This window comes from Leisingera sp. ANG49, from assembly GCF_059694505.1.
In genome coordinates this window covers 50552-64956 of the sequence record NZ_JCATZN010000002.1, presented here as the reverse complement: position 1 = coordinate 64956, position 14405 = coordinate 50552, and the positions used below count along the sequence as shown (strand labels likewise).

The 14405-nt window shown below is 65.4% G+C and carries 16 protein-coding genes; 11 read left to right on the top strand and 5 right to left on the bottom strand.

The features are described from left to right. Positions 1-14 precede the first annotated feature (14 nt). Entirely contained in the window at positions 15-1433 is a 1419-nt protein-coding gene (locus tag AC58NV_RS06740) for a dihydrolipoyl dehydrogenase family protein (protein WP_497226444.1), read from the bottom strand. Positions 1434-1435: 2 nt separating this feature from the next. Further along, complete coding sequence (locus AC58NV_RS06735; RefSeq protein ID WP_497226443.1) at positions 1436-2221, bottom strand: TVP38/TMEM64 family protein; 786 nt, start codon at positions 2219-2221, stop codon at positions 1436-1438. A 365-nt stretch (positions 2222-2586) separates the two neighbouring features. Between AC58NV_RS06735 and rpmH the strand changes: the two genes are divergently transcribed. The 3 genes from rpmH (at position 2587) to yidD (ending at position 3532) form a co-directional block, all read left to right on the top strand. After that, positions 2587-2721 (top strand): 50S ribosomal protein L34, encoded by a 135-nt coding sequence (rpmH, locus tag AC58NV_RS06730; RefSeq protein ID WP_008554144.1) that lies wholly within the window; start codon positions 2587-2589, stop codon positions 2719-2721. 23 nt (positions 2722-2744) lie between these two features. Beyond that, positions 2745-3170 carry a ribonuclease P protein component gene (gene rnpA, locus AC58NV_RS06725; RefSeq protein ID WP_497226442.1) on the top strand — a complete coding sequence of 142 codons (426 nt, stop codon included), beginning with the start codon at positions 2745-2747 and terminating at the stop codon, positions 3168-3170. A gap of 74 nt (positions 3171-3244) precedes the next feature. Continuing rightward, positions 3245-3532, top strand: coding sequence for a membrane protein insertion efficiency factor YidD (gene yidD / locus AC58NV_RS06720; RefSeq protein ID WP_497227033.1), 288 nt, complete (start codon positions 3245-3247; stop codon positions 3530-3532). Positions 3533-3538: 6 nt separating this feature from the next. On the opposite strand, the gene AC58NV_RS06715 is transcribed toward yidD, so the two are convergent. Continuing rightward, positions 3539-4111: a DUF3833 domain-containing protein gene (locus AC58NV_RS06715; protein ID WP_497226441.1), complete on the bottom strand. Its 573-nt coding sequence runs from the start codon at positions 4109-4111 to the stop codon at positions 3539-3541. 157 nt (positions 4112-4268) lie between these two features. On the opposite strand from AC58NV_RS06715, the gene ttcA reads away from it, so the two are divergent. The 7 genes from ttcA to AC58NV_RS06680 all read left to right on the top strand — a co-directional run bounded on the left by ttcA (position 4269) and on the right by AC58NV_RS06680 (position 11945). Further along, entirely contained in the window at positions 4269-5156 is an 888-nt protein-coding gene (ttcA, locus tag AC58NV_RS06710) for a tRNA 2-thiocytidine(32) synthetase TtcA (RefSeq protein WP_497226440.1), read from the top strand. A gap of 66 nt (positions 5157-5222) precedes the next feature. Then, positions 5223-6767 (top strand): putative bifunctional diguanylate cyclase/phosphodiesterase, encoded by a 1545-nt coding sequence (locus tag AC58NV_RS06705; RefSeq protein ID WP_497226439.1) that lies wholly within the window; start codon positions 5223-5225, stop codon positions 6765-6767. Between the two features lie 133 nt (positions 6768-6900). After that, a complete protein-coding gene (gene yidC, locus AC58NV_RS06700) occupies positions 6901-8709 on the top strand; it encodes a membrane protein insertase YidC (RefSeq protein ID WP_497226438.1) in 1809 nt (602 codons plus the stop codon). Continuing rightward, on the top strand, positions 8706-9458 hold the full coding sequence (locus AC58NV_RS06695; protein WP_497226437.1) for an MOSC domain-containing protein: 753 nt from the start codon (positions 8706-8708) through the stop codon (positions 9456-9458). The genes yidC and AC58NV_RS06695 overlap by 4 nt, the downstream gene beginning before the upstream one ends. Then, entirely contained in the window at positions 9458-10105 is a 648-nt protein-coding gene (gene yihA, locus AC58NV_RS06690; RefSeq protein WP_019298036.1) for a ribosome biogenesis GTP-binding protein YihA/YsxC, read from the top strand. The genes AC58NV_RS06695 and yihA overlap by 1 nt, the downstream gene beginning before the upstream one ends. A gap of 6 nt (positions 10106-10111) precedes the next feature. After that, positions 10112-10477 carry a DUF2946 family protein gene (locus AC58NV_RS06685; RefSeq protein ID WP_497226436.1) on the top strand — a complete coding sequence of 122 codons (366 nt, stop codon included), beginning with the start codon at positions 10112-10114 and terminating at the stop codon, positions 10475-10477. A gap of 70 nt (positions 10478-10547) precedes the next feature. Beyond that, the gene (locus tag AC58NV_RS06680; protein WP_497226435.1) at positions 10548-11945 is read left to right on the top strand and encodes a PepSY-associated TM helix domain-containing protein; all 1398 of its coding nucleotides are present in this window, start codon (positions 10548-10550) and stop codon (positions 11943-11945) included. 238 nt (positions 11946-12183) lie between these two features. Here AC58NV_RS06680 and AC58NV_RS06675 read toward each other — a convergent pair whose 3' ends face one another. After that, the gene (locus tag AC58NV_RS06675) at positions 12184-12912 is read right to left on the bottom strand and encodes an SDR family NAD(P)-dependent oxidoreductase (RefSeq protein WP_497226434.1); all 729 of its coding nucleotides are present in this window, start codon (positions 12910-12912) and stop codon (positions 12184-12186) included. A gap of 134 nt (positions 12913-13046) precedes the next feature. On the opposite strand from AC58NV_RS06675, the gene argB reads away from it, so the two are divergent. Then, entirely contained in the window at positions 13047-13907 is an 861-nt protein-coding gene (gene argB / locus AC58NV_RS06670) for an acetylglutamate kinase (protein WP_226431678.1), read from the top strand. Positions 13908-14008: 101 nt separating this feature from the next. Here the strand turns inward: argB and AC58NV_RS06665 are convergent, their stop codons facing one another. Continuing rightward, a complete protein-coding gene (locus AC58NV_RS06665; protein ID WP_366662133.1) occupies positions 14009-14341 on the bottom strand; it encodes a GYD domain-containing protein in 333 nt (110 codons plus the stop codon). Positions 14342-14405: the final 64 nt, after the last annotated feature.

Sequence of the window (14405 nt, the reverse complement as noted above, 5' to 3'; positions counted from 1 at the left end):
AAGCGGCCTTCAGTTCATGAAATCCAGCGCTGAACAAAGCGCACTGCGCGTTTAACAAGGCTGCTTTCAAACAGCCGCGGAGAGAAATAGGCCCCTGCCGCCCGTTTGTTAATCTCGCTGATCGAGGGATAAGGTGCAACCATTGCCGCCACTTGGCTCATTTTCAGATTGCTGGCGATGGCCATCGACCACAGCCCGATCAGCTCGCCCGCCTGATGGCCTGCAATGGTGGCGCCGACCGGGCGGCCCTTGACCACCATCACCTTGATGAAGCCCCTGGTCTTGCGCTCGGCAATGGCGCGATCGTTGTGATGATAGTCGAACCGCGCCACCTCCAGCTTGACGCCATAGCGGTCGCGCGCCTGCAATTCAGTCAGACCCACCTGCGCCAGCTCCGGGTCGGTATAGGTGACCCAGGGGATATGGGCGGTCTTCGCCTTCGACGGCAGGCCGAACAGGGCGGAGCGGATGATGACGCTGGCGTGGTAACCCGCCACATGGGTGAACTGCATGCCCCCCGCCACATCGCCGATGGCATAGACGCGCTTGTTGGTGGTCAGCAGGCTCTCATTCACCTTGATGCCGTTGCCTTGCGTGTCAATTCCCGCCGCAGCCAGGTTCAGCCGCTCCGTATTGGCCTTGCGCCCCACCGCCATCAGCAGGTGGCTGCCCTTGAACCGGCTGCCATCCTTGGTCTCGACCTCGATCGCGCCCGCCTGACCGGAGACGCGGGAGACCATGGCGCCTTCGACAATCTCCACACCTTCGGCGCGCAGCGCATCCAGCACCAGCGCCGCGGCCTCGGGATCATCCTTGCCCAGCGCCTTGTAGCCCTCGATCACGGTGACCTTGCAGCCCAGCCGCACATGCGCCTGCGCCATCTCCATGCCGATCGGGCCGCCGCCGACGATCAGCAAATACTCCGGCTTCTCGCGCAGGTCGAACAGCGTCTCGTTGGTCTCATAGGGGACCTTGTCCAGCCCCGGGACCGGCGGCACCAGCGGCGCCGAACCGGTGGCAATCACCACCCGCCGCGCTGTGATACGGTAGTCTCCGGCGGCCACCTCGGTTTCCGAGACAAAATGCCCGAACTCGCGGATCACCCGCACACCCAGGCCCTCGAACCGCTCCTGGCTGTCCACCGGGGCGATGGTTTCGATGACCTGATGCACATGATCCTTGGCCGCCGCGTAATCCGCCTGCGGCACCTGGTCCGCCACGCCGAACGCCGCCGTGTGCGCCTGGCCATAAGCCGCCTTGCCGCTCGCCAGCAGCGCCTTGGAGGGCACACAGCCGTAGTTCAGGCAGTCGCCGCCCATCTTGTGGCCTTCCAGCAGCACCACGTCAGCCCCCATCTGGCTGGCCCCTGCCGCCACCGACAGCCCGCCGGAGCCCGCTCCGATCACCAGAAGATCGCATGTGATGCTGTTCATGTTCAGCTGTCCCTCTTCGCTTGGCCGCGCAGGTTGCCGCGCACCGCTTTCACCAGGATCGGCATCGCCGCCAGCACGCACAGTCCCAGGATCGGCCCGATCACATGCGGCTCCCACAACAGGCTCAGGTCGGGATCGCCGCCGCGGTCAAAGACAGAGCCGACGCCCACGCCGATCCAGGTAAAGACAATGGCCCCGGGGATGATCCCCGCCGCGGTGGTCCACAGGAAGTTGCGGAACTTCACGCCGACCAGCGCCGGCAGCAGGTTCGCCACGAAAAACGGCACCGCCGGCACCAGCCGCAAAAGCAAGAGCACCTCGATCTCGTTTTCCCGCAGCGCCTGTTTCAGCATCCGCACCCGGCCCTCGGCGGCCTCGATTCGTGCCGTCAGAACCGCCCCCAGCCCCATGCGCGCGGCCAGAAAGATGCCCGCCGCGCCGATGGTGGCTGAGACCACATTGAACGCGGTGCCCGCTGCCAGTCCGAACAGGAAGCCGCCGGTGACAGAGGCCACCGCCGCCCCAGGCAGCGAAAACACCACAATCACGATGTAAATCCCCATGAACAGCGCCACCAGGCCCGGGTAATTCTGGTCCCGGAACGCCATCAGCGCCTCGCGGTTGTCGCGCAGCGTGTCAAAGGTCAGGTAATCCTTCAGTACCACCGCCCCGATCAGCGCCACCGCCACCACCGCAACCAGCGGCAGATGCCGCGCAACGCCCGGTTTTCCGCCGTCCTGTTCCCTGGCCTCGGATTCTGTTTCCGGTGTATCTGTCATGCCGCCCATCTGGTCCGTGTCTGTTCCGCTCTGTCTGTTGCTACGTGTTAAATGGCTCTTTCGCGAGGGCGGTTCCGCCCGCCTCACAGGCGCTTGATCGCAACTGCGGATTCCGTGAGCTTTATGGCAGAATCACCGCCCCCGTGTTACAGCCGCTCTGTCCGGACAGGCCGTCCGGGGGCAGTTTTCGGCAGAAATGTTGCATATTGCCCAGGGCTGCCATCATAGCTGGGTATGATTTTTCACCTCAAAAGGTGATTTCCCGCCCCGCAGGGTTTGACTTACCCGCCATTCCCTCCTAAAGACCGGGCTTCGAGATAGACCCCGGGCGGGCGATTCCGCGCACCCGAAGAAAAAATGTGGAGACCGGAGCGATGAAACGCACCTATCAGCCTTCGAACCTGGTTCGCAAACGCCGCCACGGCTTCCGTGCGCGCATGGCCACCAAGGCAGGCCGCAAGATCCTGAACGCACGCCGCGCCCGCGGCCGCAAAGAACTGAGCGCATAAGCTCAGTTCCCGTTCTGACGGACATGACACCGCCGGAGGCCCCCAAGGACGGCAACGCTGCCCGCGGGGACACGCCTCCGGCGGTGTCCGTTTGCGCATCGGATGCGCAAAAGCTTGAGGTCATGGCCAAGCGCCGTGATTTCCTCGCCTGCGCCCGCCCGCCTGCCCGCAAGCAGGGCACCAAGGCGATGATGGTGCAGGGCCGCAACCGCAAGGACGATGGCGGCATCCGCATCGGCTTCACCTGCTCCAAGAAGGTCGGCAACGCGGTGGCCCGCAACCGCGCCAAGCGCAGATTGCGCGAGGCCGCCCGGATGATTCTGCCAGCCCATGGCCGCCCCGGCTGGGACTACGTGCTGATCGGCCGCGCCGTGGAAACCGCCCAGCGCCCCTTCGAGGAGCTGAAGCGCGACCTGATCTACGCGCTGAAAAAGATCCACGGGCAGTAAGGCGGGGCAGCGCTTTCGGCGTGTTCCGGGCCTTGTCCATTGCTCAACAGCCGCCCTGCCCCTATCTATCCGCCATGACCCCGCTGGCCCATATCTTTGCCTTGCCTGTGCGCGCCTACCGGCTGCTGTTCTCGCCCTGGGTCGGCTTCAACTGCCGCTACCAGCCCACCTGCTCGGCTTATGCCTTGGAAGCGCTGGAGAAACACGGCGCCATCAAAGGCGCCTGGCTGACCGCACGGCGCATCGGCCGCTGCCATCCCCTGGGCGGCGACGGCTATGACCCGGTGCCTGGCTGCGACCCGTCCCATGACCACGCCAAAGCCATCCGTAAAGACAGCGCGCAGGACCGCCCGGGCAGCTGAGCCCCGCTACTTCTTCTCAAAAAAGATCGTGACCTCCCCCAAGGTCACGCCAAAGCGGCTCATATAGGCCTTGTTCAGCAGGCGGCCATCCTCCAGCAGCCACATCCAGTCATCAAAGGACACCCGCATGGTGCCGCCCCGCGGCACCGGCAGGTCGATAGTGTAGGCCCAATTGAAGGTGTCGCCGCGCTCCTCCCCGCGCGCGACCCCCTGCACGCCGTCTGCAGCGCCTTCCCAGGTGTCCTCGCCGGTCTTGGTCAGGGTCCAGATCCGCTGCTCGGTGGTGCCGTCGGAATAGCGGAAATCCTCCGTCAGGGTCAGCCTCTCACCATCCCATTCACCGGTGATATCCACCACAAACCGCCGCCGCACGGTGCCGAAGCGGTCCGCGAACTGCCCGTATGCCACCGTGCGCCCGTCGAAAAACTCCTCGAGGTTCAGGCTCCTGCTGCTCAGCTTGCCGTCCGACAGGCTGGGCCGCCCGCAGGCAGTCAGCGCCGAAAGCCCCGCTGCCCCGACCCCAAGTGCTGCCCAGCGCACCCACCGGCGCCGGGTTTCGGGTTTGTTTGCAGCCGTCATCCCACGCCCCTTTCTCCGCGATTTTTATTTTGCATCTCCCATCAGCTACGCAGCCGCCGCAGGTTTGGATGACTTTGCATGCGCGGTGCACGGCCCGGACCGCCGCCGCACGCCTTTTTTCCTTGGCAAAACGCCCGTCCTCGGCTAGGGCGCGCCCATGCTTGATGATGATCTGGACGAAATCCATCCACTGTTTGCCGGCGCCCCCGCGACCACCGAGTTCAAGAAGCTCCGCAAGCGCATCGTGCGCTATGCCCGCGAAGCGATCGAACAATACGGCATGGTCGAACGCCGCGCGGACGGCAGCACGCCCAAGTGGCTGGTCTGCCTGTCGGGCGGCAAGGACAGCTATACCCTGCTGGCGGTTCTCTATGAACTGAAGTGGCGCGGCCTGCTGCCGGTGGATCTCTTGGCCTGCAACCTGGATCAGGGCCAGCCCGGCTTCCCGGCGACAGTGCTGCCGGAGTTCCTGGAAAAAATGGGCGTGCCGCACCGGATCGAATACCAGGACACTTATTCCATTGTCGTCGACAAGGTGCCGCAGGGACGCACCTACTGCGCGCTGTGCTCACGCCTGCGCCGCGGCAACCTCTACCGCATCGCCCGCGAGGAAGGCTGCTCGGCGGTGGTGCTGGGCCATCACCGCGACGACATCCTGGAAACCTTCTTCATGAACCTGTTCCACGGCGGCCGCCTGGCGACCATGCCGCCCAAGCTGGTGAACGAGGAAGGAGATCTGTTCGTGTTCCGCCCGCTGGCCCATGTGGCAGAGGCAGATTGCGAAAAGTTCGCGCGTTCCATGAATTACCCGATCATCCCCTGCGACCTTTGCGGCAGCCAGGACGGGCTGCAGCGCCAGCAGGTGAAACAGATCCTGGATCAGTGGGAATCAAATTCGCCCGGCCGCCGCCAGGTGATGTTCCGGGCGCTGATGAATGCGCGGCCTTCGCATCTTCTGGACCCGAAACTATTCGATTTCGCGGGTCTTGAGCTGAAGAATGCCGATTCCGCGGGCGAAAAACCCGAAATTCCCCGGCTGCGTTAACTCCCGGGTTATATCAGGGCCTTAGTCTCATGCCGGAACGAACGGCTGCAGACGAAAGGTCTGGGAATGACAAATACGGGTTCAGGCTTTCTGGCACGCCTCCGGCGGACCCTTGCCCCCGCGCTTGCGGGGCCGCCGATGCTTGCCTTTCTGCCTGCCCTGACCCTCGCCACTTTCTGGCTCGGCGGCGAAACCGCGCTGCTGGCCGTTGCCCTGGGCCTGCCGGTGCTGATCGCCGCGGCCGGCGGCTTCAGCAAACTGGGCGGCAGCGCCGTGCCGCGCGACGCCGTCACCGGCATGATGCTGCGCGACGGGTTTGAGCGGGAGGCCGCCCGGATCTTCGGCGAATGCAGCGAGGCCGGATTGCGCTCTGCCGTGTTCGTGCTGGAGCTGGATGAGTACAAGGAACTGACAGACCGTCACGGCCAGGAAGCCGGCGACCGTGTCATGCAGCATTGCGGCGCGCAGATCGTGTCGGTGCTGCGCCAGAATGACACCATTGCCCGGATCGGCGACGGCCGCTTTGCCGTCTGCCTGGCGCCGACCCTGCAGCTGGACCTTGAGCTGTGCATTCAGCTGGCCGGACGGATGCAGGCCGCAACCGAGGAACCGGTGGCGCTGGACGGCACCACGCTTTACATGACCTCCTCGATCGGCTTCTGCCAGCAGGGCCGGGCGCCCGGCGGCTCCAGCGCTGAATGGTTCAGCGCCGCCACCGCCGCCCTGTCGGAGGCGCAAAGCAACGGACCCGGCGGCATCCGCGCCTATTCCGCCGACATGCCGGGCCACGCCGGCACCCGCTCCAACCTGCGCGACGAAGCCGCGGCGGCGCTGGAAAACGGCCAGATCCAGGCCTGGTTCCAGCCGCAGATCTGCACCGACACCGGCCGGGTCTCGGGGTTTGAGGCGCTGGCGCGCTGGCTGCACCCGGTGCAGGGGCTGATCCCGCCCTCCACCTTCCTGCCCGCGCTCGAGGAGGCCGGGCTGATGGACCGGCTCAGCCAGGTGATGCTCTATAACTCAATGGTCGCCGTCAGGGCCTGGGACGAAGCCGGGGTGAAGGTTCCCTGCGTCGGCGTCAACTTTGCCACCCAGGAACTGCGCAACCCGGGGCTGGCCGACCGCGTCAAATGGGAGCTGGAGCGTTTCGGCCTGCCCGCGGACCGCCTGTGCGTGGAAATCCTGGAAACCGTGATGACCGACCAGCCCGACGACGTGGTCACCCGCAACATCCTCGCCCTCAGCGAGCTGGGCTGCCCGATCGACCTGGATGACTTCGGCACCGGCCACGCCTCGATCTCTGCCGTTCGCCGCTTCAGCATCTCCCGCATCAAGATCGACCGTTCCTTCGTGATGAAGGCGGACCAGGATCCGGAACAGCAGAAACTGATCTCCGCCATCCTGACCATGGCCGAGCGGCTGGAGCTCGACACCCTGGCCGAAGGGGTGGAAACCGCGGGCGAGCATGCGCTGCTGGCGCAGCTGGGCTGCGGCCATGTGCAGGGCTTCGGCATCGGCCGCCCGATGCCGTTCGACCAGACGCTGGACTGGATCGCCGCCCATGAGGCCAAGCTGCAGGATGCCCCGGTGATCGGCCGCCAGACGCCCTGAACGCTCAATTCCTTTGATTTTCTGCCGCACCGGGACCGCATGACGCCCCGGTGCGCCGCGATTCTGCTTGACCTTTGCGGCCCACCTCTGTTGAACCCCTCGTGTCCTTCCCTACACGAGGTGGCAGTCCCCAATGGACGATCAGAACAAAAATCTTATTCTCGCAACCGTACTCAGCTTTCTGGTGATCCTCGGGTGGTATACCTTTTTCCCGCCGCCGGAACCGGAACAGGCGCCGGAGACCGCGGTCACTGAAACCGCCCCGGCCGGCGACACCGCCGCTGCACCCAGCGCCGCCGGCGCCGATGCAGTTGCCGATACCGCGCCGGAACAGGCCGCCGCGCCGGACGCGCCGCGCGTCGCCATCGACACGCCGCGGGTCACCGGCAGCATCTCGCTGCAGGGCGGCCGGATCGACGACCTGTCGCTGAAGGACTACCGCGAGACGCTGGATGAAGATTCCCCGATCGTCAAACTGCTGAAACCGGTGGGTGAGGCCGGCGCCTATTACGCGCTTTACGGCTGGGCCCCGGGTGCGGGCCTGACGCTCAGCGACGTGCCGGGCGCCAACACCATCTGGTCTGCCCCGGACGGCGCCACCCTGTCCCCGGACAGCCCGGTCACCCTGACCTGGGACAACGGCAAGGGCCTGACCTTCTCCCGCACCATCGCGGTCGATCAGGACTACATGTTCTCGGTCACCCAGTCGGTTGCCAATGCCTCCGGCGGCACCGTGTCGCTGGCGCCCTACGGCACCCTGGCCCGCCACGGCCAGCCCGAGGGCCTGAAGAACTTCTTCATCCTGCACGAGGGCCTGGTCGGCATGACCGACGGCGAGCTGGCCGAGACCGACTATGACGACATGGCCGACTTCGACCCGGACCCGCGCGACGGCTCCAAGTCCAGCGTCAAGCAGGTCGAAGCCAACGGCTGGATCGGCTTCACCGACCACTACTGGATGTCCACCCTGGTGCCCGCGCCGGGCCAGGGCTTCCGCTCGATCGCCAAGTTCGACGAGCGCCGCGAGATCTACCAGACCGACATCGTGCTGCCGACTGTCACCGTGGCAGAGGGCCAGTCGTCTGAAGTCACCACCCAGCTGTTTGCCGGCGCCAAGGAATGGGAAGCCATCCGCGGGTACGAGAAGGCAGGCATCGAGGGCTTCCTGGACGTGATCGACTGGGGCTGGTTCTTCTTCCTGACCAAGCCTATGTTCTGGCTGCTGCACAACCTGAACGTCCTGATCGGCAACATGGGCTGGGCGATCATTGGCCTGACCGTGGTGATCAAGATCCTGGTGTTCCCGTTGGCCTATAAATCCTATGCCTCGATGGCGAAGATGAAAGAGCTTCAGCCGGAGATGGAGAAGCTCAAGGAGCGCGCCGGCGACGACCGCCAGAAGATGCAGAAGGAGATGATGGAGCTCTACAAGAAGGAGAAGGTGAACCCCGCCGCGGGCTGTCTGCCGATCCTGATCCAGATCCCGATCTTCTTCTCGCTCTACAAGGTGATCTTCGTCACCCTGGAACTGCGCCACGCCCCGTTCTTCGGCCCGTTCCAGGACCTCAGCGCGCCGGATCCGACCTCGATCATGAACCTGTTCGGCCTGCTGCCCTTTGCGGCCCCGGCGCCGGAAAGCATCCTGGCCCTGGTCTTCATCGGCATCCTGCCGATCCTGCTGGGCGTCTCGATGTGGCTGCAGCAGAAGCTGAACCCGGCGCCCACCGACCCGACCCAGCAGATGATCTTTGCCTGGATGCCCTGGGTGTTCATGTTCATGCTCGGCGGCTTCGCCTCCGGCCTGGTGGTCTACTGGATTGCCAACAACACGATCACCTTCACCCAGCAGTATCTGATCATGCGCAGCCACGGCTATACGCCGGACGTGTTCGGCAACATCAAGTCGAGCTTCAAGAAGAAGCCGAAAGCTGAGAAGGAATGACCGCACAGGTCACAGACATCTGGCGCCACCCGCTCAAATCCCATGGGCGGGAGGCACTGGATAGCGTCACCATGATCGCCGGGCAGACCATGCCCGGCGACCGCGTTTGGGCGGTTGCAAACGCGCAGTCCAAGGCCGACGGCAGCAAATGGGTGGTCTGCGGCAACTTCTCCCGCGGGTCGCAGTCCCCCGCCCTGATGGCAATCGACGCGCGGCTGGACGACGCCACCGGACTTCTCACGCTAACCCACCCGCAACGGCCCGAAATCACGTTTGCCCCCGATGACCCGGCGGACCTGCAACGCTTTCTCGATTGGGAAAAGCCGCTGCTGCCCAGTACCGCGCGGGCCTCAGCCCGCATCATCCGGGTGCCGGGCCGCGGCATGACCGACACCGATTTCCCCTCCGTCACCCTGTGCAACCGGGCCTCCCACCGCGCGGTGGAGCAGGCCATCGGCCATGACCTCTCCCCCCTGCGCTGGCGCGGCAATATCTGGTTCGACCTGGATGAGCCCTGGGCCGAAAACGAATGGATCGGCCGCGAGGTGCAGATCGGCGAAGCCGTCTTTGCGGTGCGCGAGCGTGTGGTGCGCTGCAAGGCGACCACTGCCAACCCCGAAACCGGCGAACGCGACGCCGATACGCTCAAGACCCTCAAGGACACTTGGGGCCACCAGGATTTCTCGGTCTACGCCGAGGTGGTGCGCGGCGGCGAGATCCGCCTGGGCGACGCGGTAAAGGTGCTGTGATGCAGATGCAATTTTCCCTGGCCGAAGCGCCGGACGACATTTCCGCCGAGAAGGGCCGCAAGCTGTTCGCGGGCGAGACCGAGTTCCTCAAGGGCGTGGTGGCGATGAACGGCCTGCCGGACGCCGACCGGGTGGAGGTCTGCTTTGCCGGCCGTTCCAACGTCGGCAAGTCGAGCCTGATCAACGCGCTGACCGGCACCAAGGGCATCGCGCGGGCCTCCAACACCCCGGGCCGCACGCAAGAGATCAACTTCTTCACCCAAGGGCCGGAGCTCTATCTGGTCGACCTGCCCGGCTATGGCTATGCCAACGCGCCGCTGAAGGTGGTGGAGCAATGGCAAAAGCTGCTGAAACGCTATCTGTCAGGCCGCCAGAACCTGCGCCGCGCCTTTGTGCTGATCGACAGCCGCCACGGCGTGAAGGCGGTGGATGACGAAATCATGAAGCTCCTGGACAGCTCCGCCGTCACCTTCCAATGCGTGATGACCAAGGCCGACAAGGTCAAGGAAAAGGACCGCGCCAAGGTGCTGGAGCAGGTGAAGGGCGCGCTGGCCAAACACCCCGCCGCCTACCCTGAGATCGTGCTGACCTCCTCCGAGAAGGGTGACGGCATCGCCACCCTGCGCTCGATCATCGCGGGGCTCTGAACACCCGTGCTCAGCCGCCTGCCCTCCCTGCTGGTTGTGATCGCCCTGGCCGTCGCCGGGCTGATCCCATCCGGCTGGATGCCGGGCACGGCGCAAGACGGCAAGGTGCTTCTGGTGATCTGTACCGGCCACGGGCCGGTGGAAACCTGGGTCGATCTGGACAGCGGCGACCCCCATGCGCCCGCCGAGCAGATGGAGGACCGCAGCTGTCCTTTCGCCGCGCTTAGTGCCGCGGCGCTGCTGCCGGACAATCTGATTGATCTCGACCTGAACGAACCTCTTAGCGACCGCTGGTCGCGCGAGGCCTTCACCCATCACACCGCAGGCTTCCACTGGCGCTATGACGCCCGCGGCCCGCCCGCACTCTCCTGATTTTCCGAACAAACTGACATTTCCGCCGGCGCCCCGCGCGTCCGGCCCCGTTCCGGTATGGAGAGACCCAATGGCAACCAGCCAACCGCATTCCGCGGACCAATCACGTCCGCTTTCCCAAAAATTTTACGCCGCCGTCTGGCGCTGGCACTTCTATGCAGGCCTGTTCGTGATCCCCTTCCTGATCATGCTGGCCGTCACTGGCCTGATGATGATGTTCATCACCCAATTCGACGGCCGCGACGGCGAAAAAATCACCGTCACCCAAGGCGCAACCGAGCTGAGCCTGCCGGAGCAGGAGGCCGCCGTATTGGCCGCGCAGCCCGGCACCATCGCTGAATGGATCGGCCCCAAGGCCCCCGATCTGGCCGCCGTGTTCCGGGTGAAAACCGATGACGGCCAGCGCCTGGTAGCGCTGGACCAGTACAGCGGCGAGGTGATCGAGGTCTGGGACCGCCGCGCAGGCTGGTACGATCTGGCCGACAACATCCACTCTACCCTGCTGATCGGCGACACCGGCGACCGGCTGATCGAAATCGCCGCCGGTTTGGGCATCGTGCTGGTGCTGACCGGGCTTTACCTGTGGTGGCCGCGCGGCAATGCCGTCAGCGCCTTTGTCCCCAACCTCCGCGCCCGCGGCCGCGCCCTGTGGAAGAACCTGCACGCGGTGACCGGCTTCTGGATGTCGGCGCTTTTGGTCATCTTCCTGATCTCCGGCCTGTCGTGGACCGGCATCTGGGGCGGCCAGATGATGCAGGCCTGGAGCACCTTCCCGGCAGCAAAATGGGACAACGTGCCCCTGTCGGACGACATCCACGCCAGCATGAACCACGGGTCCACCAACGATGTGCCCTGGGCGCTGGAGCAGACGCCGATGCCCGCCTCCGGCTCTGACGCAGGGATCACCGGCACGACCGAGGGCGCACCCGTGGATGCTGCAAGCCTGATTGCCCTGGGCCGCGCCTTGGGGATGGAGGGCCGCTTCCGCCTCGCCTACCCGGGCGGCGAAACCGGCGTCTGGACCCTCAACCGCGACAGCATGAGCGGCGACGGCGACAGCCCCTTCATCGACCGCACCGTGCATGTCGACCAGTACAGCGGCAGGATCCTGGCCGACGTGAAGTACGAGAACTACTCCTGGGCCGGTAAGGCGATGGCCGTCAGCATCCCCTTCCACATGGGGCTGATGGGCACCTGGAGTTTCATCCTGAACGTGGTGTTCTGCATCGCGGTGATCTTTGTCTGCATCTCCGGCCTGGTGATGTGGGTCAAGCGCCGCCCCGCCGGTGCCGCCCGCCTGGCCGCGCCGCCGGAACCGGCAGAGATGCCGTTCTGGAAGGGCGCTGCACTGATCGCCGTTCTGGTCTCGCTGGCCTTCCCGCTGACCGGCCTGGCGCTGCTGGCCGCGCTAGCGTTCGACGTGCTGCTGCTCGGCAACTTACCGGTGCTGAAACGCGCGGTCTCCTGATCACGGGATCAGATGCCCGCCAATCCCTCACCGGTGGGCATCTGGCAGGCATGTGCTGCGGATTTGCGTCCCTGCCCCCGGCCAACGGCTCTTTCTTGTCCTGAGGAAGCCTGCGGACGGCTAAGGACCGCGGTACATGCCCCTAGTCCGGCCTTGTCCCGTCTTTGGCGAGGCCGGCACCTGCGCGGTGCCCCTTGCGTCCTTTGAGGCGCCGCGCAGCCTTTACCTTAGCCCCCCCCTAGACGTGCTGCGCGCCGTTCACCTCTATCTCGGCGCCCGAGATGTAGGAACTGCCCTCCGAGCACAGGAAATAGATCGCCGAGGCCACCTCCTCCGGCTGGCCCAGCCGCTGCATCGGCAGCTTCTCGACAATCTTCTCGGTGCCGGGCGACAGGATCGAGGTCTCCACCTCCCCCGGCGCAATTGCGTTGACCCGCACGCCCATCGGCCCGAAGTCATGCGCCATCTCCCGCGTCAGCGCCGCCAGCGCCGCCTTGGAGGTGGCATAGGCTGCGCCCGCAAAGGGATGCACCCGGCTGCCCGCGATCGAGGTCACGTTGACCACCGACCCCTTGGCCGCTGCCAGTTCGTCCTTCAACCCGCGCGCGAGCACCACTGAAGCAAAGAAATTCACGTGAAACACCTTGCCCCAGTCCATCAGGTCGGTGTTGAGCGTGCTGAGCCGCTCCCCCTCCGGACCCTTGGGCGAAATGCCTGCGTTGTTGACCAGGGCGTCCAGCCGCCCGTCCAGCATCTCCTGGATCCGGCCCACCGCGTTGATCGTGTCCGACGGGTCCGACAGGTCCAGCTGCACATGGTTCTCCTGGCCGCCGCCCCAGGGGCATTCCTGCGGGATCGGCTGGCGCGAGCAGGTGATGACCCGCCAGCCCTCGGCGTTGAAACGGCGCACGGTGGCATGGCCGATGCCGCGGCTGGCGCCTGTCAGCAGTAATGTCTTCTGGCGCATGGCGCCCTCCTGATGAGAGAATCTGCGCCGAGCCTAGCATCCGCGCCGCCATCTGCAACGGGCTGCGCCAAAGCCTCCCCTTGGCAGCGGCGCCGGAACCCCGTAACACATTCTGACCAAGGGATGATGCAGCAATGAAGAAACAAGACATGAACCGCGATTGGATTGCCACCGCCGAAACCCTCTCCAGCGCGCTGCCGTATTTCCAGCGCTTTGCAGGGGCGATTGTCGTCATCAAGCTGGGTGGCCACGCCATGGGCAGCGACGAGGCGATGGAGACCTTTGCCCGCGACATCGTGCTGATGCGCCAGGTGGGCGTAAACCCGGTGATCGTGCATGGCGGCGGGCCGATGATCAACGCGATGCTGGAAAAGCTGCAGATCAAGTCGGAATTCGTCAACGGCAAGCGGGTGACCGATGCCGCCACCATGGAAGTGGTGGAGATGGTGCTGTCCGGCGTCGTCAACAAGCGCATCGTGCAGGCGATCAACAGCCAGGGCGGCCGCGCCGTCGGCCTGTCGGGCAAGGACGCCAACCTGATCACCTGCGACCAGGCCGACCCGGACCTCGGCTTTGTCGGCGCGCCGGCCGAAATGGACCCCAAGGTGCTGCACGGGCTGTTCGAGAAGAACATGATCCCGGTGATCGCCCCCATCGGCGCCGGCCGGGGCGGCGAGACCTACAACATCAACGGCGACACCGCCGCCGGCGCCATTGCCAAGGCGCTGCAGGCCGACCGCCTGCTGCTGCTGACCGATGTGGCCGGCGTCAAGAACGCCGAGGGCGAAGTGGTGACCGAGCTGAAGGCGGCGGATGTCGAGGAAATGACTGCCAGCGGCGTCATCGCCGGCGGCATGATCCCCAAGACCGAAACCGCGCTGGACGCGGTCCGCGGCGGCGTGCGCGCCTGCATCATCGTCGACGGGCGGGTGCAGAACGCGGTGCTGCTGGAACTTTACACCGACCACGGCGCAGGCTCGATGATCCGCGCCTGACGGCGCGGCAGGCGGGACTCAAGAGGGGCGCCGCCCCTCTTGGCTCTCCCGGGCCAATCCGCCTCGGGATATCTTCAGTCAGAAGAACGGGAATGCGCCCGTCAGCTTCCCGGCGCCTTGTAGGCGCCTGCGAACCGGCCCGCTTTCTCCTGCATTTCCTTGAATTCATCCGCGGTGAACGCCCGGATGGTCTTGAGGTTGCTGACCGCGCCGCTGGCGCCGGTCGCCAGCAGGGCTGCCAGCAGGTTGGAGACGTCGTCAATCGTGACCTTGATCGCGAAATCATGGTCCCCCGTGGTCAGATAGAAGCTCTCCAGCGTGCCGCCTGCCGCTTCGACAAGGGCACGGGCCGCGGCCTCGCGGTCGCTGGGGCTGTCGATCATCGCCTTCATCGCAGAAGACGTGTAGTTCCCGGTCACGATAAATCTTGGCATTCAGTCTCTCCCTGGGGCGGAAGATGCAGGCCGGCTGCAGGCACGATGCCGGATATTCCGGCCT